Origin of the sequence: Micromonospora sp. NPDC023737 (genome assembly GCF_040639715.1) — a bacterium.
GTDB lineage: Bacteria > Actinomycetota > Actinomycetes > Mycobacteriales > Micromonosporaceae > Micromonospora.
Map to the genome: position 1 here is coordinate 63,050 of NZ_JBFAAL010000008.1, position 21,540 is coordinate 84,589.

The window sequence follows — 21,540 nt, forward strand, 5'->3', positions numbered from 1 at the left end:
AGGCGTGATCGTTCGTGGGGATTGATTTCGCAGTGCGGCACGGCCGGCGGCGGAAAAGCGTAATCCGGCACCACGAGCACGCGTCTCGTTCACTTCAGCGCCCGACTCACACCCGTCCCACCGCCGTCTCCGCCGAGCGCCGGCGCGGCGGGCTCGCCGTCTGCACCGAGCGCCGGCACGACACCCTCGCCGGACAGGTCCCGGATCTCGGTCGTGCCGGTATACGCCTTCGGCGTCACCGGCCGGTTCGCGTCCGTACGGATGACGAAGCTGCCGGCAGGGGTGCGGTCGTGGGCCGAGAAGCCGACGTACACCTCGATCTCTCCAGGTTCCACGGTGTAGTTCATGTCGCGGTCGTAGAAACCGAGCTGTCCCGTGGGCAGCTCGAACCGCACCGCCACCCGCTGACCGGCGGCGGCCGACACGCGGGCGAAGCCCTTCAGCTCGAGCACCGGTCGGGTGATCGTTGCCTGCGGGTCACGGATGTAGAGCTGGACGACCTCCTCGCCGGACCGGTCTCCGGTGTTGGTGACCGTGACCTCGACGCGGACGCTGTCTCCGGCCCGGACCTCCGCACCTTCCACCGTGGCCCGGTCGATCGTGAAGGGCGCGTATCCCAGCCCGTGGCCGAAGGCGTAGCGCGGGCTGACCGGCGAATCCACGTAGTCACCGTGCCAGTGCGACCGGCCGCCGGACACCTTGTGGCCGTAGAAGACGGGGATCTGCCCCACCGTACGCGGATACGAGATCGGCAGCCTCCCGCTCGGGTTCACCTCACCGAGGAGCACCTCGGCGATCGCCTGGGCTCCGGTCTCACCGGGCAACCAGGCCATCAGCACCGCGGCGCACTTCTCGTGCAGGAAGTCGCTGCCGACCGGTCGACCGGCGACGAGCACCGCCACGACGGGGGTACCGGTGGCCACGACGGCGCGGACCAGATCCTCCTGTACGCCGGGAAGGTCCAGGCTGGACCTGTCCCGCGACTCGCCCGTGGTCGCCCTGGGCGTCAGCCCCGAACGGTCCCCCAGCACCAGCACGGCGACGTCGGCGTCCGCGGCCGCCGCGACGGCCGCGGCGAACCCATCCGTCGACGGATCGACCACATCGCAACCCGGCACGTAACGCAATCGGTCACCCAGTCGGGCCGTGAGTTCGTCGCACACCGTGGGCACACCGTCGGTGCTCTCGTCGATCTCCAGATCGTCCGGGATCGTCATCATCTCGCCGAGCAGGCCCCGCCGCTCGCGTGCCTCGGTCAGGGCCTCGATGTGGGCCGCGAACGAGTAGTCACCGAGCAGGTGTCGGGCATCGTCCGCATTCGGCCCGATGAGCGCGACCTCTCCGAGGCCGGCGGGCAGCGGCAGGACACCGTCGTTCTTGAGCAGGACGAGGCTGCGGCGCGCGATCTCGAGCGCCACGTCCCGGTGCCGCTCGGCGTTCAACGTCGTCAGAACCGCGCCCTCGTCGACGTACGGGTCCTCGAAGAGCCCGAGTTCGAACTTGTGCCGCAGTACGCGCGAGACCGCCTCGTCGAGCCGGGCCTCGCTGACCTCGCCGGCGTCCAAGGCGTGCCTGAGGGCGTCGGCGTACGCGTCCGTCGCCGGAAGCTCGACGTCGACACCCGCGCCGAGGGCCAGCATGGCGGCTTGCTGCTTGTCCTGGGCGAAGTGGTGGTACGAGTGGAGGTCGTTGACGGCGAAGTAGTCGGACACCACGCTTCCCGCGAAGCCCCACCGCCCGCGGAGGATGTCGGCGAGGAGTTCGCGGTTGGCATGGCAGGGGATGCCGTCAAGCTCGTGGTAGCCGGCCATCAGCGACTGGAGCCCGCCCTCGCGGACCGCCGCCTCGAACGGATACAGGTACACCTCACGCAGCAGACGCGGTGGCAGGTGGGCCGGTGCCCAGTTCAACCCGCCTTCGGACGCGCCGTAGCCGACGAAGTGCTTGGCGGTCGCGAGGACGCCGTCGGTCAGGTCGGCGCCCTGAAGGCCCCGGACGAACGCCACACCCATCCGGGCCACCAGATACGGATCCTCGCCGTAGGTCTCCTCCGTCCGGCCCCACCGCGGGTCACGCACCACGTCCAGCACCGGCGATAGCCCCTGGTGGCTTCCCATGGCGCGCATCTGGGCGCGAACGGCGTCCGCCAGTTGTCGGTTGAGCTCCGGCGCCCAGGTGCTCGCGACGCCGATCGCCTGCGGGAAGATGGTTGCCTCGCGCGCCATCACTCCCGAGCAGACCTCCTCGTGCACGATCGCCGGGATTCCCAGGCGGGTCTCGGTCACCAGGAACCGCTGGATCGCGTTGGCGGCGCGCGCCACCTGCGCCGCCTTCAGGCTGGTCGCTCCCGCGACGCGGGTCACGTGGCCCAGACCGTTTCCGAGGATCGGCCGGGCCCGCTCTGCCGAGAACCGTCCGCCCTCCAGCACCCTGAACGCCCACGTGCTGCCCAGTTGTGCGAGCTTCTCCTCGCGGGTCATTCGTGCCAGCAGATCCGACACCCGTTCCGCGACAGGCGCTGTCGCATCGGCGTAGGTCGCCCCAGCCTCCGGCTTCACAGTGGTCATCCGGTCACCCCAATCGCCGCCACAACCTGTCTTCCGGCCTCATCGGTCGGGACGCTGCTTGTCCCTGGTCGCCGTCCCCCCGGGCACGGCCGCCGCCGCGCTCGCGCCCGGCTCTCGAAGCGTTCGGTCCACTTCGGGGCGGGCTCGGTGCGGCCGGCGGCCGGCGTCGGAGCAAGGAGGGACGGGGACGGTCGCCCTGACGTCTGCCGGCACCGTTCCGGGGTTGCCGTGAGCCCGACGACCGCGAAGCCGATCGCTCAGGTACGCCCGGTCCAGACATTGATCGACGGCATCGCGTCCCTTATCGTAAACGTAATCGGTAACGTTTACATTGATCGTGACCGTAATAGATGACGGTCGTGTTGTCCAGAGCTCGCACAGGCCCCACCACTCCTCGGTTCCGAGCAGCGGCGCAGATCGTGGCGTCGGGATCACGCACGAAGGGAGCCACCCCTGAACACCCACCTCGACGAAGCGCCGGAGCACCTGGCCGGCGCCGAGAGCCCACTCCCCCACCGTCACGGGCCGGCCCGGTCGTGGCGGGACCTGCGAGCCGAACCCGGGTCGATGGTCCGCCGGGAGGTGTCGTGAACACGGCGCGCTTGCTGCTGGACCCACGCCGGCAGGTCGCGCCGGTACCGCGCCGGCTCTTCGGGTCGTTCGTGGAGCATCTGGGCCGCTGCGTCTACACCGGCATCTACGAGCCGGAGCACCCGACTGCCGACCCGGACGGGTTCCGGCGCGACGTCCTCGCGCTCGTCCGGGAGTTGGGCGTCACCACCGTCCGCTACCCGGGCGGCAACTTCGTCTCCTCCTACCGTTGGGAGGACGGCGTCGGCCCGGTCGACCGGCGGCCGGCCCGGCTCGACCTCGCCTGGCACAGCCTGGAGACCAACGCGTTCGGGCTCGACGAGTTCATGCGCTGGATCCGCAAGGCCGGCGCCGAACCGATCATGGCAGTCAACCTCGGCACCCGCGGCACCGCCGAAGCCGTCGACCTGCTCGAATACGCCAATCACCGCGGTGGCAGTCACCTCGCCGACCAGCGGCGCGACAACGGCGCGAGCGACCCGTACGGGATCAGGCTGTGGTGCCTCGGCAACGAGATGGACGGCCCGTGGCAGGTGGGCGCCCGGACCGCACCGGAGTACGGACGCCTCGCCGCGCAGACCGCCAAGGCCATGCGCCGTTTCGATCCCGCTCTCGAACTCATCGCCTGCGGGTCGTCACACCTGGGCATGCCCACCTTCGGCAGCTGGGAACGCGACGTCCTCACCGAGGCGTACGACGACGTCGACCTGATCTCCCTGCACGCCTACTACCAGCCGGTCGGCGACGACCTGCCCAGCTTCCTCGCCTCTGCCGAGGAGATGGACAGGTACATCGACTCCGTCACCGCCATCGCGGACTCCGTCGGGGCGATCCGCAGGTCCAGCAAGAAGATCATGATCGCGTTCGACGAGTGGAACGTCTGGTACCAGTCCGCCGCGCCGTCCACGCCGCCCAGCGGCGAGGACTGGCCGGTCGCACCGCCGTTGCTGGAGGATCACTACAGCGTGGCCGACGCCGTCGTCGTCGGCGGCCTGCTCATCAGCCTGCTGCGGCACAGCGACCGGGTCACCGCGGCCTGCCAGGCTCAGCTGGTCAACGTCATCGCACCGATCATGACCGAACCGGGCGGATCGGCCTGGCGACAGACCATCTTCCACCCCTTCGCCCGCACCGCCCGGCACGCCCGGGGAGCCGTCCTCGACGTGCTCCGTGACGGCAGCACGACGACCACCGACCGACACGGCGAGATCGACGCGGTGGACGCGGTCGCCACCTGGGACGACACCGCCGGCGAGATGGCCGTGTTCCTCGTCAACCGCGCCCTGGCCGCACCCGCCGAGGTGACCGTCGACCTTAGCGGCGCCCAGGTGCAGGGGATCATCGAGTGCGTGACCATCGGCGGCACCGACCTCGACGCCCGGAACACCGCCGACGGTCCGGACCACGCCGCCCCTCGCCCCAACGACACGGCACGACGGGTCGGCTCCGACATCCGGCTGACGCTCCCGGCCGCGTCCTGGAGCATGGTGCGGTTGACGGTCAGCCCCAGCGATCCCACGAACGCCTGACGAGCCATCCGCCTGGGCCGCGCGGGTCGGGCCCGACCGGACGAGCCGGTCCCCGCGCGGAGCAGTGCCGGGCGTGGCCAGCCCGGCCAAGGGCTCCCCGTCACCTCGCCACCGCGCCGAGGTGGCACGCCCCGGCCGCCCACGCCCGGTGTGACCGGGGGTGAGCGGCCGGGGTTTCCCCGCCGGGGCTAAGGCACGGCGCCTGGTGTCACCGGGCGCCGACGGGGGCGCTCTGCGACCCGTTGAAGAGCTTGTCGCCCTGGTAGTGGGCGACGACCGGGCCGTCCAGCTCGCCGTGGACGGTCTTCTTCAGCCGGGCGACGCCGTTGTGCACGGGTGCCGAACCGAGGTACGTGTCGCCGGCGTAGAAGTCGACCTTGCCGGAGGGCGTGGCGGTGCTGGTGCTGACGGCGTCGACCGTCGCGGTCGCGGTGAGCTTGGTGTTGTGCGAGGGGCCCGCGGGCGCGGTCTCGACGTCGAGGCCGGTCGTGGTGGTGCGGAACGCCAGCTCGCGCAGGTAGTGGTTCAGAAGCGGGCGCCAGACGTGCCAGGTGTGCACGCCGGGCACGTTGTACTCGTCGAGTTCGACGCCGGCGGCCCGCAGGGCGGCGGCGTTGCGCTGCGAGTTCTCGGCGATGTTACCCAGGCGGTCCTGGAGCCCGGTGCCGATCATGATGCCGCCGGTCACCGCCTTCATGCGGTCGAGCTGCGCCTGGTTGGCGGCCGGTCCGCCCGCGCTCCAGGCGGCGTGGTAGCCGAACAGGTCGGTGTGGTTGTACATGAGGGTGTACGCCCGGCTGCCACCTGCGGAGAAGCCGCCGAACGCCCGGTCCTGCGGGCGGGTGGAGACGTGGTAGTTCTGCTCGACGAACGGGAAGATGTTGTTGCGCAGCTCGTTGACGTAACCCTCGTTGCCGCCCGGAAGGCCGTTGAAGTCGGTGGACACGATCACCATCGGTTCCACGGCTCGATCCTTGATCGCGTTCTCGAGGATGAGGTGGGCCACGCCCTGCATCGTCCAGGCGGTCGAGTGGTCACCACCGCCGTGGCTCAAGTACAGGGTCGGGTACGGCTTGGCCCGGTCGGGGTCGTAGCCGTGTGGCACGTAGACGACGATGTCGTGTACGCCTGCCGGGTTGGTCGACAGTGGCGAGGTGTACCGCCGGGTCTCCAGCGTGCCAACCTTGGCGACCGGCGCCTGGTAGCCGGTGTCGTACGTCGGGAACTTCTTGCTGGCCGGTACGTAGATGGTGCTGCGTACGGCGCCGGGCGCGCCCGGGTACTGCGGTTGGATCTGCCACGGGTTGGCGGGGTCGTCGTGCAGGGTGCAGCCGGTGGCGAGTTCGTTGGTGCAGTCATGGGTGAACGCGTAGCGGAAGGTGCCCGCGGGCAACGGCGTGGTGAAGGTCCACACCCCGTCGGAGCCCTTCTGCATGGCCTGGATGTGCCACGGGGTGGCCGCGACGTCGCCAGGCTGCCACTCGGCGGGTGGCCGGGCATCGCCGCAGTCCTGGCATGGGATGTTCTCCGGCCGGGAGTAGAACCAGTCGCCGTAGATGTGGACCTGCTGGACGTCCGCGGGCGCCCGGTACCTGAAGGTGACCGAGTAGCCGGTCGGCGGCTGGTCGGTCCGGGTGACGGTCGGCCCAACGGGTGCGGGTGGGGCGGCCGACGCCGGAGGGGCGGCGGCCGCTCCGGCCGCGACGGTGACGGTGGCGAGCAGTGCGAGCATCAGCCGCCGCCTCGGCGCTGGCCTCAGTGGACGGGGAGGTGCAACGGGCATGTTCCTGCTCCCTCTTCGGCTCGTGGTCGGACCGCATCGAGCGGCCGACCGACCATTCGATGGTGAGGTGAACGGATACCAGTGACGGGCGATGTCGCAATGTGAGCGCTAACATCGCTCCCTACCAAAGATATAACCATGAATTTTGTCGATGGTCAATGTTCGGCGAGGAAATCGATTTGACGAATCGCAGGGAATGCAATTAGGGCAAGCAGGATCGGCGCCAGAAGTTTGGCGCGCAGATTCTTTCCCAGGTTTTAGTCGGTCGAGCAGACAGGAGTCGTCGGTTACCGCCACGAAGCACCGGGCGGGAAGCTACGTGTCGACGCGTCATGCCACTCCTGGTTCCAACCTCCCATCGACTCGCCGGGAAATCACCCGGTATTCATCTCGTGGTTCCTCGGGCAGAATCAATGCTGGCGCGGCCGGCCAGGCTCGCCGTCTCGGTGAGGTCGGTCGAGCGGCTCCGGCCGTCGCCCTTGTCGACTGTGGTCACCACGTTCACAGCAGGCCCCTCCTGACGAGGTTTCCCATGAGATCCCGGACGCCGAACTGCCAGGGCGCGCACTGCTCCGCGTGCCGCACCCGGTTGACCAGGGTGCCGAGCGCCGGGCAGCTGATCCGGACCACGTCGTCGAGCTTGTGGGTGAACCCGTCACCGGGGCGGTCCCGGTCCTGCACGGGCGCGAACATGGTCCCGAGCATCAGGACGGCTCCGTCGGGATACTGGTGGTGCGGGCCGATCAACTGCCGCACCAGCGCTTCCGGATCCCGCGACATCCGGGACATCTCCGAGACCGCCTCCAGCTGGAAGCCGTCCGTGCCCCGCACCTGCAGGCGCACCTCGAGTTCGCGCACCCGTTCCAGGCCGAACCGCTCGTCGAACAGCCGGATCAGGGGACCGAGCGCACAGGAGGCGTTGTTGTCCTTCGCTTTGGGAAGCAGGAGCGCCGAGCGCCCCTCGACATCCCGCAGGTTCACGTCGTTGCCGAGGGTGGCGCCGACGATCCGGCCGCTGGACGCGACGATGAGAGCGACCTCGGGCTCCGGGTTGTTCCAGGTCGACGCGGCGAGCACGCCGACCGGGACGGCGGTGCCGACGGCCGAGAGGACCTGCCCCTTGGTGAAGATCTCGGCGTCCGGTCCGATTCCCACCTCCAGGTACTGGCTCCAGATGCCCTCGGCGACCAGCAGATTCTTCAGCCGCTCCGCCTCCGCCGAGCCGGAGACCAAGCCGTGCAGGTCGACCCCGATGTCGGCGAGCATCCGGTGGCGGATGTCCGCCGCGAGTGCGAGGTCACCCCTGGCCCGTTCCTCGATGACGCGTTCGATCATCGAGACCGGGAAGGTCACCCCGGCCGCCTTGAGCGCCTGAAGATCGACCGGGGCGAGCAGCCAGGGTTGGTCGGGGTCGCGGGTCACGGCGCCCGTGTTGGCCAGGATCTCCCCGAATCCGCCCACCCGCCGCCCGTCGAGACGGGCGACCATCGCGGCGGGATCGGGAAGTTCGCAGATGTCGCGAACCGTCGGGAACCGGTGACTGACGTCGAAGACCTCGCCGTCTCGTACGACCACCGGTGACGGGCCGTCGACGGACGGGTCCCAGATCCGGCCGATGAGCACGCTGTGTTCGCCGTCGTACGGCAGCGCGTCGGTGGCGGTCCCGCACCATTGCGGCTCGCCGGCCCGGGGACGTGGCACGGTCATGAGCCGCTCTCCAGGTTGAAGAACGACCGCTCGTCACGAGGACGGATGTCGTAGACGGCGTCACGGAACATGCGCATCGGGTGTGGGGTGAACGGGCGGCGCTCGATCGCATCGAGGTCGACCTCGATGCCGAGGCCGATCCCGGTCGGGATCAGCAGGTCACCGTCGTCGGTCAGCACCAGCCGTTCGTTGGTGATCTCGGGACGCCAGGGTACGTCCGTCGCCATGATCTCCAGGTACCGGAAGTTGGGCAACGCCGCCCCGAGCTGGAGCGTCGCGGCCGTACTGAGCGGACCGCTCGGGTTGTGCGGCGCGAATCCCACATAGCTGGTCGAGGCGAGTGTCGAGATGAAGCCGAGCTCGGCGATCCCGCCGGCATGCGTCACGTCGGGTTGGACGAAGTCGACCGCCTGGCGCGCGAGCGCCGGCGCGAAGCCCTGCCGGCCGTACCACCGCTCCCCCGCCGCGATGGGCACGGGCGACGCGCGGCGGATGTCGACCAGCGCGTCGAGGTTGTCCGGCGGGCACGGCTCCTCGAACCACACCGGGTCGAACTGCGCGATCTCCTTCGCGATCTTGATCGCGTGGCGCACGTCGAACCGGCCGTGCCCCTCGATGAACAGCTCGACCTCGCGACCCACCGCGGCGCGGACGGCGTCGACCTGGGCGAGCACCCGGTCCAGCTGCTGGGTCGTGATGGTCAGGTCGTAGTTCTCGAACGGATCCCATTTGAGGCCACGGAAGCCGGTCTCCACCGTCTTGCGTGCGGCGCTCGCGTAGTCCTCCGGTGTGACGGCCCCGGAGAACCAGCCGTTCGCGTACGCGCGCACGCGGTCTCTCGTCGCACCGCCGAGCAGCCGCGAGACGGGGACGCCGAGGTCTCGGGCCGAGATGTCCCACAGGGCCATCTCCAGCGAGCTCAGCGCGGTCATGATGACCGGCCCGCCGCGCCAGTACCAGTCCCGCGCGAGTTCGTAGAGGATCTTCGAGATCTTCGTGGGGTCCAGGCCCACTACTGCTTCCGCGACTTCGGCGATCGCGCCCAGGACGGCCCGTTCCTTGCCTTCCAGGGTGGCCTCACCGAGCCCGACGATCCCCTCGTCGGTGTGAACGCGAACGATGACGAGGTTGGTGCGGTAGAAGTCGACGACCAGCGTGTCGACGGAGATGATCTTCATTTGTCGGGTCAACCCTTCACCGCACCGGCGGTCATGCCGGACACGACGTACTTCTGCGCCAACAGGTAGAAGGCGACGGCGGGCAGCGTGAACAGGAAGGCGACGGCCATCACCGTCTGGATCGGTGTGCCCAGCTCGCCGATGAAGTTCGCGATCCCGACGGAGGCCGGCTGCAGCTCCGGAGTGAAGACGAACGTCACCGCGAACACGTACTCGTTCCACGCGTGGAAGAAGGCGATGACCGCGGTCGCCGCGATCGACGGGGCGATCAGCGGCACGTTGATACGGGTAAGGATGGTGAAGGGCCGGGCGCCGTCGGCGCGCCCCGCCTCCTCCAACTCCTTCGGGATGCCGTCGATCGCGCCCTTGAGGATCAGCGCGACGATCGGCAGGACGAACGCGGAGTTCACCAGGACCAGGCCGGTCAGCGAGTCGAGCAGGTCGAAGCGGCGGAACAGCGCGAACAGCGGCACCACCATCAGCGCCTCGGGAAGCATCTGGGTGAACAGCAGCACGACGGTCAGCACGGCCTTTCCCCGGAACGAGAACCGGGACAGCGCGTAACCGAGCGGGATACCCAGGCCGACGGAGAGGACCATCGTGCCGACGGCGATCACCAGGCTGTTGAGAAGCCACCCGGCCGCCTTGCCCTCGGCCAGCGCATCGACGAAGATCCCGAACCGGCCGAGGTCCGGCGTTAGTCGGGGCCGCTCGGCGAACAGATCGCTGTTGCTGGACAGCGCCGTGACGAGCATCCAGTACAGCGGGAACACCGCGATGCCCAGTACGACCAGCACGGCGACGATCCGCGCCGTGAGGCCGAAGCGCAAGCGCCTCATCGGACGTTCTCCTTCTCCACGGCGCGAGCGACCAGTCGGCTACCGGTGATGACGATGAGCGAGATGATGACGCCGACCATGCCGATGGCCGCCGCCGAGCCGAGTTCCTTCGAGTCGAAGGCCTGCGAGTAGAGGTCGATGACGAGGGTCTCGGTCGCACCGACCGGTCCGCCCTTGGTCATGAGCCAGATGAGCTCGAACCGCCGCAGCGACCAGATCGTCATGAGCAGGGCCAGCAGTCCGACGGTCGGCTTGATGACCTGCCAGGTGACGGCACGGAAGCTCGCCCACCGCCCGGCGCCGTCCATGGTCGCGGCCTCGTTGAGGTCCTGCGGAACGGCCTGCAGAGCGGAGAGCAGCACCACGGAGGTGAACGGAAAGAGCTGCCAGATGGTCGTCGCGAGCACCGCCGGGAGCGCGTACCGGGGGCTGTCCAGGATCGCGCCGCCAGGTACGCCGAGGCCCACCGCGTCGAGGAGCCGGTTGACGATGCCGTACTGCGCGTTGAGCATCCAGGTCGCGATGAGCGCGACCGCGATGCCGGGGGCGGCCCAGGGAATGGTCACGAGCGCGCGAGCCACGCCCCGGCCACGAAATCCCCTGTTGAGCAGGAGCGCGACGACGAGCCCGGCGCCGACCGCGCCGACGACGCAGGCGACCACGTAGACCAAGGTGATCAGCAGGGTGTGGCGGAAGTCCGGGTCACCGAAGATGCGGTTGAAGTTGTCGAGCCCCACCCACTCGCTGCGGGTGGGATTGAGCAGCGACGTTCGCGTGAAGCTGAGGTAGACCTCCTGGACGAGTGGTACCGCCTGGAAGACCAGGATGAACAGGGCGGCGGGTCCCAGGAACAGATACGGCGTCCACCTGCTGCCGAGCGGGCTGCGCCGGCGCGGCGCCCCGGGGCCACGCGTCGTTCCCGGTGCTCTCGTTTGGTCGAGCACAGTCATCGGGTGTGATCCTTCGGGGTAGGACGCCGCCGGCGGGGGCCGACCGTCACGCCGGCGGCGTCGTCCTGTCGAGCTGTCAGCCGACCAACTCGGTCGCCTGCTGCTGGGCTCGATCGAGCGCGGACTTCAGGTCGGCCTTGCCCTGCAGTGCCGCGATCACGTTCTGCACGACCACCTTGCGGATGTCCGGTGTCTTGGCCTCGAACCCGAGCACGATCTGCGGCAGGCTGCTGTCGGTGAGTTCGTCGAAGACGGTGAGGAACGGGGTCTTCTCGAGCGACGCCGCGCTGCGCTGCGTGGTGGTGGCGACGCTGCTCGCGCCGAGGATCTCCTGCAACTTGACCTGGTTCTGTGGCTCCAGCGCCCACTTGATGAACGTGGCCGCCTCGTCCTTCGCCGGGCTCGCTTCGTTGATCACGATCGGTGCGAGAATCGCGCCCTGCTTGCGCACCGGGAACGGGATGGGCGCGACGTTGAAGTTGAGCTGCGGGTTCTGACCTCGAGTCGCGGTCACGTACCCCCCGTTGTTGAGTTCCATCCCGACCTTGCCCTCGGCGAACATCCGCCGGAACGTCGCCGCGTCCGCGCCGCGCGGGATGACGTTCGCGTCGTAGAGGTCCTTGTACGCCTGCAGGCCCTTGAGGTTCTCGGGCGAGTTGATCGTCAGGTTCTTGCCGTCGGACCATGCGCCGCCGAAGCCGTAGACGTAGTTGAAGATGTCCTGCCAGACGCCGGCCTCCTCGGCCTCGGTCTGGCGGAACGCCAGGCCGAAGACGTCGCCCTTGGTCAGCGACTTCGCCGTGGCGGTGAACTCCTCGTAGGTGGTGGGTGGCGTCGGGATCAGGTCCGCGTTGTAGAACATCGCGTAGTTCGACGCCTCGAAGATGATGCCGTGCCGGACACCATCGTGGACCATGAACTGGTCCGGCTGCTTGAGCAGGTCGTACTTGCCGGCGTCGACCAGTTCGTCCAGCGGGGCGATGAGGCCGGCGTCCGCGGCGGCCTCGAACTCGGGCATGTCGAAGCGGACCAGGTCGGGCCCCTTGCCGCTGCCCATCTGCGTGAGCACCGTCTGGCCGAAGGTCGGGTACGGCACCGCGGCGGCGGAGACCTGCACCTTGTCCTGACTCTTGTTGAACTCCTCGAGCCATGCGGTCAGTTGCGGGCCGCGACCCGGGTCGCCGAAGGTCGAAGCAGCGAAGGTCAGCTTCGCGACGCCGTCACCGGAACCGCCATCGGAGCCACAGCCAGTCAGAAGAGCGGCGACCAAGCCGAGGGCACATGCCGCCCCGACGACGCGGAAGCGGGCGGGCTTCTTACTCATCGTTACTCCTCTGCAACAGGTCAGAGTCGTCGAGATTAAATTTGCAACGATCGTAGCGACATATGCAACGGTGTCAAGTGGCGATTGCGCGTGGAGCGCCCTATCATTGCGCATACTGCAATGTCGCGGCGGCAGAGAGCCGCCGCGCGAGGGGAGACTTCGCCTTGTCGCAATCGATTCGCCGCGCGATCGACCTGATCCGTCGCTCCGCAGAGCACCCGCTGTCACTCACCGAGGCGGCGGACGTGCTGGGCGTCCACAAGTCCACGGCCCTGCGGATCCTGCAGACATTGGAGTCCGCGCGCTTCGTTCGTCGCACCGGTGCAGGGACGTACGTACTCGGCAGCGGCCTCATCGAGCTGTCGGAGCTCGCGCTCGGCTCGATGGACCTGCGTCAGTTCGCCGCCACGCACCTACGCGTGCTACAACGCGAGACCGGCCACACCGTCCACCTGGCGCAGTTGACCGGCGACGAGATCATCTACATCGACAAGGTGGACAGTCCGGCGTTCGACGCCGTGAAGCTGCCGTCCCGGATAGGGCGCGCGGTGTCGATCTACGCGAGCGCCGTCGGCAAGACGATCCTGGCCTACCTGCCGGCGGAGGAACGGGACCGCCTTCTCTCCCACGTCGACTTCGAGCGGTTCACCGACACCACCTTCGCCGACCGCGACTCCCTCGAGGCCGAACTCGCGCGCATCCGCGAGCACGGCTGGGCCACGGACAACGGCGAGCACGACGCGTACGTGATGTGCGTCGCCGCACCAGTCAGGGATTCGCGCGGGCGGGTCATGGCCGCCGCCTCGATCACCGCGATCGAGGTCATCTCGAACCTCGACCAGTTGAAGAGCAGTCTTCCGCTGCTCCTGGACACTGCGAACCGGATCTCACTCGAACTCGGCTACACACCTCCGTCCTCGGCGGACCGTGATCCTGCCGAGGCCCGACGACCAGTCGGTCAACGTACGCCAGCAGACGTGCGAAGCGAGTCGATGGATCTGACGGCCTGATCCCGGCCTCTGCGGCAGGCGGCGCCCGTGCGCCCGCCCCCGGAGCACAGGCCGTGCGCCGGGCGGCAACGGCGCGCCGACCAGCGGCGGGGGCGTTTCATCCGGGCGCTGAGCGCCGGGTGGCGGCGGCCCGGTGATGCCGAGCCGCCGCCGTCATCACGATGATCAGCCGCAGGAGCGGGCGGCATAGCCCGCCGTGAACGATGCCGACACCGGCTCGCCGTCGACAGTCGCCGTGGCCCGCACCGTCACCTCACCCGCCGGCACGGCGGCCGCCGCCGTGGGGAACGACCGCAGCTTCTCCTTGCCGGGCGGCACCGCCCCGAACGGTCGCGTCCCGTACGCCGACTCCGCCGAGGCCGACACGTGGACCGCCTCGTTGTTCGTCGCCCGTACCGTGACCATCACCTTCTCGCCGACACACCGGGTGTCCGCGGTCACGGACAGGTCCAGCGGCGGTACGGCCTCGAACGCCCAGGAGTCGATCTCGAAGAGATCCTCGCCGGCCGGGCCGCGGTAGGTGAAGTACACGTCGTGCACACCGGACGCGCCCTGCAGGTCGGCGGTCACCTCGGCCCACTCGCCGGTCGGCGTGTCGACCTGCATGGTGCCGACCACCGGGCCGGCCACGTCATCCAACCGCACCTCGATGCTCCCGCCGGCAGCCAGCGCACGCACCTTGGCCGTCACACTGCCCGCGCCGTCGGCACCGAAGTCGACCGACGACAGCGCCGTCCAGTCCCCGCCGTCGATGTCACGCACCACCAGGTTCGGTGCCGCGGTGCCGAACTCGGCGGAGGCGCCGTCGACCTTCGCGGTCGCGATGCCCTTGCTCCAGCCCAGGGTCTCCGCCTCGAACACCCGGTAGGGGTCGAAGTTGCGCACCTGGTCGACGCCGGCGTAGGTCCCGACGACCTGCTGGATCGTGCCGTCCGGGTTGAACGTCAGCTCCTGCAGGTGGGGGCTGCGGTACCCCTGGGTGGTGTCACCGTTGATCCGCTTGTTCAGCGTCGGGGCGTGGTACGTGAAGTAGTACTTGCCCTCGAACTCGAACACCGACTGGTGGTTGTTGCCGCCCGTGCCGGCGCCGAAGAACTGCGACTGGTTGGGGAACAGCACGCCGGCGTAGGTCTCCTTCGGCCACGACATCGGGTCGTCGGAGATCATGTAGCCGATCTGGCCGCCGCCGGGGTAACCGGGCACCCGCGGCTGGTTCCCGCCGAAGTCGTTGCCGCCGAAGTGCGAGGAGTACGAGAAGTAGTACTTGCCCTCACGCTTGAACACATGACCCGCCTCGAAGGCGACCGGAGCATCGACCACGACAGCGGATCCCTCGGTGGAGACCATGTCGTCGCCCAGCTTGATCCCCCGCAGGTTCTTCGGGTTGTTGAAACGCTCGACCGGCGGCAGGCTCGTCGACGCCGGGCCACCACCGAAGTAGAGGTACGCCTCGCCGTCGTCGTCCACCAGCGGCGCCGGGTCGAACTTCCAGGCGACGTCCGCCGCGCCGGGAGTGCCACCGTTGATCAGGGTGCTGGTGCGCTCGCTGGTCCATGGGCCGACCGGTGAACTGCCGGTGATCACGTTGCTCGAGCCGCCACCGTTGGCGTAGTAGAGGAAGAACTTCTCCTGCCCGTTCACGACCCGCTTGGCCATGCCGGGCGCCCACGAGTTGCCGGTGAACGGCGCCACACCGTTCGGGCCGGCCACCTGGATCTCGCCGTGGTCCGTCCAGTTGACCAGGTCGGTCGAGGAAATCACGGTGATCTGGTTGATGTCGCCGTAGTTGATGCCCGGGGAGACGCCCGTGGACGGGTTCGGGGCGTACCCCTGGGTGTCGTTGGTCATGTAGAGGTAGACCCGGCCGTCGTGCACGAAGCCGAACCCGTCGGCGCCGAACTTGTGCCCGATGAGTGGGTTGTGCTCGCCGGGAAGCTTGCCGACGACCTCGATGGTCTTCGACGGCGTGTACTCCTGGACCGTCACGTCGTCGACCTTGAAGTCCATGAGGTGGGTGTCCGGCGCGCTCGACGGGTTCGACGTCCACGGCGTCTCGACGAAGAGCCGCGCGGTGCTGACGTTCTGCCCGGCGGGAACCGTGAAGGTGCCCTGGACGAGCCCCCACTGCCCGCGCGGCACGGTGACCGTGCCGAGGTTGGTGTACGTGGCGCCGCCGTAGTGCATGGTGACGAAGAACTGCTTGGTCGACGGGCTGTTCGGGTTCTCGTACTTCACCTGCGCCGTGACCAGGTAGGTCTTACCGGCCTGCACCTTGCCGGAGAGGTCCTGCATCGGGCCGGAACCGGTCGTGCTCCGATTGGTGACGAGCACCGCGCTCGTACCGGAGTAGGCGTCCGTCGTGGTCGCCAGCGTGGCGGTATCGGCGGCGTTGCCGTTGTTCGGGAACCAGCCGGCGAGGCCGTCCTCGAACCCGCCGTTCACGATGAGGTTCGAGCCGGCCGCCTGGACGGGCGCCGCCGCGACGGCACCGGATCCCACCACCAGTGCGACGACCGCCGCGACGGCGGTGACCCGCCGTCGGGTCGATCTCAGCAAGCGATGTTGCACGACACTTCCTCCTTCAGTTGAGAGGTGAACCGGGAAACGGTTCGTGGGTGCCCGGTGTCGGTTGCGGTACGGCCCGGAGCGGGTCCGGTCGCTCGAACCGACCCTCTCGGGGTGTGACGGCCCGCTCGACCGGGGTCAGGGGATGTGTTGGAGAGCGGGGGTGGCCCGGTCGGATCGGGCCGCCCCCGTCCTCACTCAGTCACAGGATCGCGCCTCGTACGGTGCCGTCACCGTCACCTCGGCCGGCACGCCGTTCAGCCTCGCCGACCCCGTCACGGCCAGTTCGCCGGCCGGCACACGTGCCGCGCCGGTCGGGAAGACCCGGGACTTCTGCTTCCCCGGCGGCAGCACCCCGAACGGAGCCTGTCCGTACGCCGACGTCGCCGAAGCTCTGACCTGCACCGTTTCGTTGTTCGTGACCTGCACCGTCACCATCGCCTTGCCGCCGACGCACCGGGTTCCCGTCACGACGGACAGATCCAACGACGGCGTATCCGTCTTGAGCACACCGAGTCGGGCGAGCTGGTAACTGAGTGCCCGCTCCGGCGCGTCGATCTGGTTCTGGCTGCCGAACTCCCCGGCCCGCGCCGCCTTCGCGTCGGCGAGCGCGGCCTGCATCGCTGCCCACGCGTCCTTCGGGTAGTAGTGCTTGTCGAGCGTGCCGGCGTGCGCGATGGCCGCGTCGAGCTCGGTGGTGTCGAGCGGCAGGCCCTGCGCGGTCAGCTTGTCGCTGAGCAGGTAGTAGTCGAAGTCGACGTGTCCACCGGTCTCCTGGGTCGCGTAGTTGAACAGGCCGACCCGGTGCCCCATGAAGTGGGCGAGGCTGCCGTCCAGCGTCTGTGGGCCGACGCGGCTGCCCAGCTGGGTCCAGTTGAGCCCGTCGAGGCTGTAGTAGAAGGTCGTCCACAGCTGGCCGACGGGGGAAGCGAAGTCCAGGTCGGCCTTCAGGTAGATCTCGGTCGCATCCCCCAACGGAATGGTCGTGCCCGGCAGGAAGCTCTCCAGCGTCGCCTGGTCGAGGTCGACCGCGAACGGCTGGACCCGGTTGACGATCCCCAGGGTGTTCGCGCCGCCGGTGCGCTTGACCGCCACGTACGAGAATCCGCGGTTGTAGGCGGCCAGGCCGGCGACATCACCGTTCTTCATCCCGCTGATGTCCAGCTTGGTCTCCGCCGACTGCCGCGGTCCGAACGTACGCTGCGACAGCGTGTTCCGCGCCTCCTCGAACCAGGCCAGCTCGGCGCGGTTGGAGAGTTTCGTGTAGACGTACTCGCCGGTGACCACCTTGCCGGTCGTCAGCCGCAGCCATCCGTCCCGGTCGGTGAGCGACCAGTACCGGTTGTCGGGCGCGTGGTTCCACTGCCACGCCGCGTCCAGGCGCGACCCGCTGGGCTTGATCTCCTCCGCCGTCGGGTATTCGGCCGTCACCGGCTGCCCGACGATCGAAACGTCATCGATCAGGTACTCGACGCTCGACGACGGCGGCTGCGGGTTGGCCCACGGCGTCTCCACCGCGAACTTGAAGTTCTCCAGGTTCGCCGTCGCCGGGACCGTGTACTGGCCCGACACCGTCGTCCACTGCCCGACCGGCACGCTCCCGGACGCCATGACCTGCACACCCGCACCCCAGTCCGACGCCAGGTTGAACTGCACCGCACTCGGGCCGGAGGTGTACTTGATCTTCGCGGACACGGTGTAGGTCACGCCGTGCTGCATCTTGCCGTTGAGGAACTGGTTCGGACCGGAACCGTTGAGGGTCCGGTTGCTCACCTTCAGCGCCGCCGATCCGGCTGCCGGTTCGGTCGAGTCCAGGCTGACCGCCGCACCGTACTGGGCGCCCCATGGCGACACCGATCCGGACTCGAAACCGGGATTCTGCAGAAGCTCGACGCCGAGGAGGGACTCGTCGTACACGGGCGGCTCCGGGATCGCCCACTCCTCGTCCGTGTACTTCCTGTGCGGCGCATCGTTGGCGAAGTCATCCGAGGCGACGACGGCCTTCTGCCGCTCGAACAGCTCCTCGGCCGGGCTGAGCTTGATCGGCTTTTCGAACACGCCGTCCACCGGCACGACCCCGTTGTTGCCGAAGGTCGGCCAACCGTCCTGCCAGGTGGCCGGAATGAGTGCCGGGATGCGCCCGATCGGGAACGTGTCGCGGAAGAACATGCCGTACCAGTCGGTCCCGCCGCCCTCGCGGGAGATCGGCACCAGGCTGCCCTGCGCGAAGCCGTTCGAGTTGAGCACGCCGCGCGCCTCGTACGTGTTCACGCCGCCCGCCGACGTGTAGCGTCCGAGCAGCTCTCGTGAGCGGAACATGACCACCTGGCGCCCCTGACCGGAGGGCCAGGTGATGATGACCGCGTAGTAGTAACCGTCGATGTAGTAGAACTGGGCCCCCTCGAACAGGCCCCCGATGAACGGCTTACCGGCGTAGTCGTTCGCCGTGAAGATGTTCGAGTAGGTCTGCTCGATGGCGGTCAGGTCGGAGTTGAGACGTACGGCGCTCGTCCCGCCCGAGCCGTAGAAGATGTAGGTCGTACCGTCGACGTCGAAGAAGAGCGACGGGTCATGCAGGCCACGACCCAGCGGGGTGCGCTGCCACGCACCGTTGTCGATGTCGTCGGTGCGGTAGAGGTACGCCCCACCGAGGTTGTTGGTGTTGAAGACGGCGTAGAACATGCCGTCGTGGTAGCGCAGGGAGGACGCCCACTGGCCCTGGCCGTACGAGTTCTGCCCGTTGCGCAGTGAGAACGCGTCCCCGATGCTCGCTCGGTCGAACACGTAGTTGACAATCTCCCAGTTCACCAGGTCGTAGGACTTCATGATCGGCGCACCGGGGCTCAGGTGCATCGTCGTGCTGATCATGTAGTAGACGTCCCGGCCCTCGTCGTTCTCCGCGGCGGGGACCCGCTCCACGCTGATGTCCGGCACGTCGGAGTTGAGCAGCGGCACCGAGTACGAGCCGTCACCCTTGTCGGTCGACGTGTACGACGACCGGGGCGACCACCCTTCGGCAGCGGACGCCACGCCGGCCGGCGCCACCAGACCGGCGCACACGAGCGCACCGACCGCCGCGATCGAGAGTCCACGCACGGTTCTGTGCCGGGTCACACCGACTCCCAGCTGCTTCACCAGGGCGGCGGCGAGAACCAGTACGACGGCGACAACCCCGACCGCGGGTGCGGCCAGCGTCAGGGCCAGCACCGCCACGGCTACTGATGCCCCGACACATAACCGAGGCATCCTTCGGTTGCTCATGATGTCTCCACTGTTAACGGTAACATTTCACGGCGTACCATTGAAACATTCATGAAATGCACTGTCAACGGTGCCGGACCCGACGCCGCCGTGGCGGCGTCGGGGGCCGCACTTCACGAGGCGGAGAATGTCCCTCTTGGACACGTGGCCGGGAGCGCCGGCCCATGTACGTCGAGCCGGTGCGCTGCACTGTTTGCGAGGATTCCCGTCCGCGGTGGCTCTGCCCGACCTGCGACCGCACCCCGCCGAACGGGAGCATCGACACGACGAAGCGCTCGCCCCGCAGGCCGTCCGGAAAGCGGGCTTTTCACCGCTCCACGAGCCTTCTTGGGCGACCCCCTGGCTCCTGGGCGCCCGAGGTCGTAGTCACATCAATGTGATCGTTCACAGCACAAAGGACCCCGGAGACGCGGACCGCGATCCGGATCTCGCCCGGACCGGCGTGCGGCTCCGACTTCGTGCTGGCCGACCTGATCTTGGTACTTGCGAATCATCGGCCGATCACGACCGGGTCGCCCGCCGCGCCGCCAAGGGCGGCACCGGCGGGCGACCACCGACCTTCGGCAGGGCGATCTACCGCAAGCGCAACGTGGTGGCACCCTGTTTCAACCGCCCCCGGCAGCGGCGTGACCTGGCCAGCCGCTACGCCAGAAGGGCTTCCCGCTTCCGAGCCGGCCTCGCCCTGGTCGCCGCCAACATCTGGCTTCCACGATCGACAGGACAGCCCGCCTTGCCGGACCGCCCCCTGGACTCCGCCTCGGCTCGGCCGAAGACTTTGACACACGCCCTAGGCGAAACTGAGGTCCTCGGCTCGGGCGCGCTTCAGTTCGGAGAACGCCCGGCAGCCTGCGAGCAGGCGGACGCCGTCGAAGACGCGCAGGGCCTCTTCCCCGCGCGGGATCGAGGTCAGCACCGGGCCGAAGAAGGCCACGTCGTCGACGGCGATCGTCGGGGTGCCGAGATCCTCGCCGACGAGTTGCTGTGCCCGGGCGGTGCTCGCCCGCATCTCCTGGTCGAAGTCGCTTCGCTGGGCTGCGTCGGCCAGCTCGACGGGCAGGCCCGCCTCGGCCAGGGCCGCCGGGATGACGGCGTCGAAGTTCTTGTCGCCCTGGTCGTGGATCCGGCGGCCGAGTGCCGGGTACAGCCGGGCGAGGGCATCGCCGCCGTGTTGTACGACTGCCGCCGTGCACACCCGCGCCGGCCCCCAGGCCCGGTCGTTGAATTCGCGGTACCAGGGCTCCAGCTCGCGGTGCTCGTTGATCACCGCGAGGCTCAGCACCTCGAACCGCAGCTCGATCGGACGCATCCGCGCCACCTCCATGAGCCAGCGCGAGGTGATCCAGGCGAACGGACAGGATGGGTCCACGTAAGTCGTTGCCACCGAGGCCGGCGCATCGTCAAAGTTATCTTCCACGGAAGAGAATTTATCTTCCATGGAAGGTAAGATGCAAGCGTGGATGAGGACCGCATCGCCGAGATCGTCGGTCAGTGGCATCGTGAGCGACCAGACCTCGACGCCAGTCCGTTGCTGATCATCGGTCGGATCCAGCAGCTGGCCGAGGCGCTCGACGCGGCCCTGCGGCCGACGTTCGCTGCGGCGGATCTCGGCAACGGCGAGTTCAACGTGCTCGCGGCCCTGCGCCGAGAGGGCGAGCCGTACACGCTGACGGCGGGTCAGCTGAGCCAGCGGATGCTGGTCACCACCGGCGCGGTGACCAAGCGGGTGGATCGGTTGATCGCCCGAGGTCTCGTGTCCCGCTCGGTCTCGGCAGCCGACGCCCGGGGCAGAGTGGTGGGGTTGACCCCGGCCGGAGTGACGTTGACCGACCAGCTCATCGAGAAGCACCTGGCCAACGAGGAGGCCATGCTGCGCGGCCTCGCCGACCGCGACCGCCGAGCGCTCGAGCAACTACTGGCGACGTTGGCCCGAACCGTGACTCCCTGAGTTCCCACCGACGGACCGGGCCCGCGCACGCGTACCGCTCGCCGAGATCGCGCGGCGGCGGACCGGCTTGTCCAGGTGGGCGCCGACGTGAACACCGGCGTCCGCGCCTCCGGACGGCAGGAGAGCCCTGGGGGTGTCGGCCGGTGCGACGTGGCGGCCCATTGGCGGCACCTTGTCCTATTTAGACGGAGCGCCTATGGTTTCGGCGCGATGCCGGTACCCGATGCGTTGCGGTCGCGCCCCTCGGCGGCGGGTGGCCAGGGAGGAACGACGGATCGCTGCGATCCACCC

13 protein-coding genes and 1 pseudogene are annotated in these 21,540 nt (G+C 68.7%); 4 read left to right on the top strand and 10 right to left on the bottom strand.

The annotated features are described in order from the left end of the window. Nucleotides 1-89 precede the first annotated feature (89 nt). On the bottom strand, nt 90-2,567 hold the full coding sequence (locus tag AB0F98_RS18730) for a glycoside hydrolase family 3 N-terminal domain-containing protein (protein ID WP_357736772.1): 2,478 nt from the start codon (nt 2,565-2,567) through the stop codon (nt 90-92). A 587-nt stretch (nt 2,568-3,154) separates the two neighbouring features. Between AB0F98_RS18730 and AB0F98_RS18735 the strand changes: the two genes are divergently transcribed. Next, nucleotides 3,155-4,687: an alpha-N-arabinofuranosidase gene (locus AB0F98_RS18735; RefSeq protein ID WP_357736775.1), complete on the top strand. Its 1,533-nt coding sequence runs from the start codon at nt 3,155-3,157 to the stop codon at nt 4,685-4,687. Nucleotides 4,688-4,895: 208 nt separating this feature from the next. Here the strand turns inward: AB0F98_RS18735 and AB0F98_RS18740 are convergent, their stop codons facing one another. The 6 genes from AB0F98_RS18740 to AB0F98_RS18765 form a co-directional block, all read right to left on the bottom strand. Then, nucleotides 4,896-6,419, bottom strand: a complete 1,524-nt coding sequence (locus AB0F98_RS18740; protein ID WP_357736778.1) for an alpha/beta hydrolase-fold protein — start codon at nt 6,417-6,419, stop codon at nt 4,896-4,898. 552 nt (nt 6,420-6,971) lie between these two features. Continuing rightward, nucleotides 6,972-8,177: a fumarylacetoacetate hydrolase family protein gene (locus AB0F98_RS18745; RefSeq protein ID WP_357736782.1), complete on the bottom strand. Its 1,206-nt coding sequence runs from the start codon at nt 8,175-8,177 to the stop codon at nt 6,972-6,974. Continuing rightward, nucleotides 8,174-9,355 carry a mandelate racemase/muconate lactonizing enzyme family protein gene (locus AB0F98_RS18750; RefSeq protein ID WP_357736785.1) on the bottom strand — a complete coding sequence of 394 codons (1,182 nt, stop codon included), beginning with the start codon at nt 9,353-9,355 and terminating at the stop codon, nt 8,174-8,176. Before AB0F98_RS18750 ends, AB0F98_RS18745 begins: the two co-directional genes overlap by 4 nt. Nucleotides 9,356-9,363: 8 nt before the next feature. Next, a complete protein-coding gene (locus AB0F98_RS18755) occupies nt 9,364-10,194 on the bottom strand; it encodes a carbohydrate ABC transporter permease (protein WP_357736788.1) in 831 nt (276 codons plus the stop codon). Next, nucleotides 10,191-11,144 carry a sugar ABC transporter permease gene (locus AB0F98_RS18760; protein WP_357736791.1) on the bottom strand — a complete coding sequence of 318 codons (954 nt, stop codon included), beginning with the start codon at nt 11,142-11,144 and terminating at the stop codon, nt 10,191-10,193. The genes AB0F98_RS18755 and AB0F98_RS18760 overlap by 4 nt, the downstream gene beginning before the upstream one ends. 76 nt (nt 11,145-11,220) lie before the next feature. Further along, complete coding sequence (locus tag AB0F98_RS18765; RefSeq protein WP_357736794.1) at nt 11,221-12,468, bottom strand: sugar ABC transporter substrate-binding protein; 1,248 nt, start codon at nt 12,466-12,468, stop codon at nt 11,221-11,223. A gap of 77 nt (nt 12,469-12,545) precedes the next feature. On the opposite strand from AB0F98_RS18765, the gene AB0F98_RS18770 reads away from it, so the two are divergent. After that, the gene (locus tag AB0F98_RS18770) at nt 12,546-13,478 is read left to right on the top strand and encodes an IclR family transcriptional regulator (protein ID WP_357736797.1); all 933 of its coding nucleotides are present in this window, start codon (nt 12,546-12,548) and stop codon (nt 13,476-13,478) included. A 165-nt stretch (nt 13,479-13,643) separates the two neighbouring features. Here the strand turns inward: AB0F98_RS18770 and AB0F98_RS18775 are convergent, their stop codons facing one another. Both AB0F98_RS18775 and AB0F98_RS18780 read right to left on the bottom strand, forming a co-directional pair. Next, nucleotides 13,644-16,046: a family 43 glycosylhydrolase gene (locus AB0F98_RS18775; protein WP_357736800.1), complete on the bottom strand. Its 2,403-nt coding sequence runs from the start codon at nt 16,044-16,046 to the stop codon at nt 13,644-13,646. A gap of 195 nt (nt 16,047-16,241) precedes the next feature. Continuing rightward, the gene (locus tag AB0F98_RS18780; protein WP_357736803.1) at nt 16,242-19,304 is read right to left on the bottom strand and encodes a family 43 glycosylhydrolase; all 3,063 of its coding nucleotides are present in this window, start codon (nt 19,302-19,304) and stop codon (nt 16,242-16,244) included. 505 nt (nt 19,305-19,809) lie between these two features. Between AB0F98_RS18780 and AB0F98_RS18785 the strand changes: the two are divergent. Next, nucleotides 19,810-20,013 (top strand): annotated as a pseudogene (locus AB0F98_RS18785) (IS5/IS1182 family transposase); the annotation flags it as partial. A gap of 78 nt (nt 20,014-20,091) precedes the next feature. Here AB0F98_RS18785 and AB0F98_RS18790 read toward each other — a convergent pair. Continuing rightward, a complete protein-coding gene (locus tag AB0F98_RS18790; RefSeq protein ID WP_357737199.1) occupies nt 20,092-20,625 on the bottom strand; it encodes a disulfide bond formation protein DsbA in 534 nt (177 codons plus the stop codon). 132 nt (nt 20,626-20,757) lie between these two features. Here AB0F98_RS18790 and AB0F98_RS18795 point away from each other — a divergent pair, with 132 nt between their 5' ends. Next, nucleotides 20,758-21,249, top strand: a complete 492-nt coding sequence (locus AB0F98_RS18795) for a MarR family transcriptional regulator (protein WP_357736806.1) — start codon at nt 20,758-20,760, stop codon at nt 21,247-21,249. The last annotated feature ends 291 nt before the right edge of the window (nt 21,250-21,540 follow it).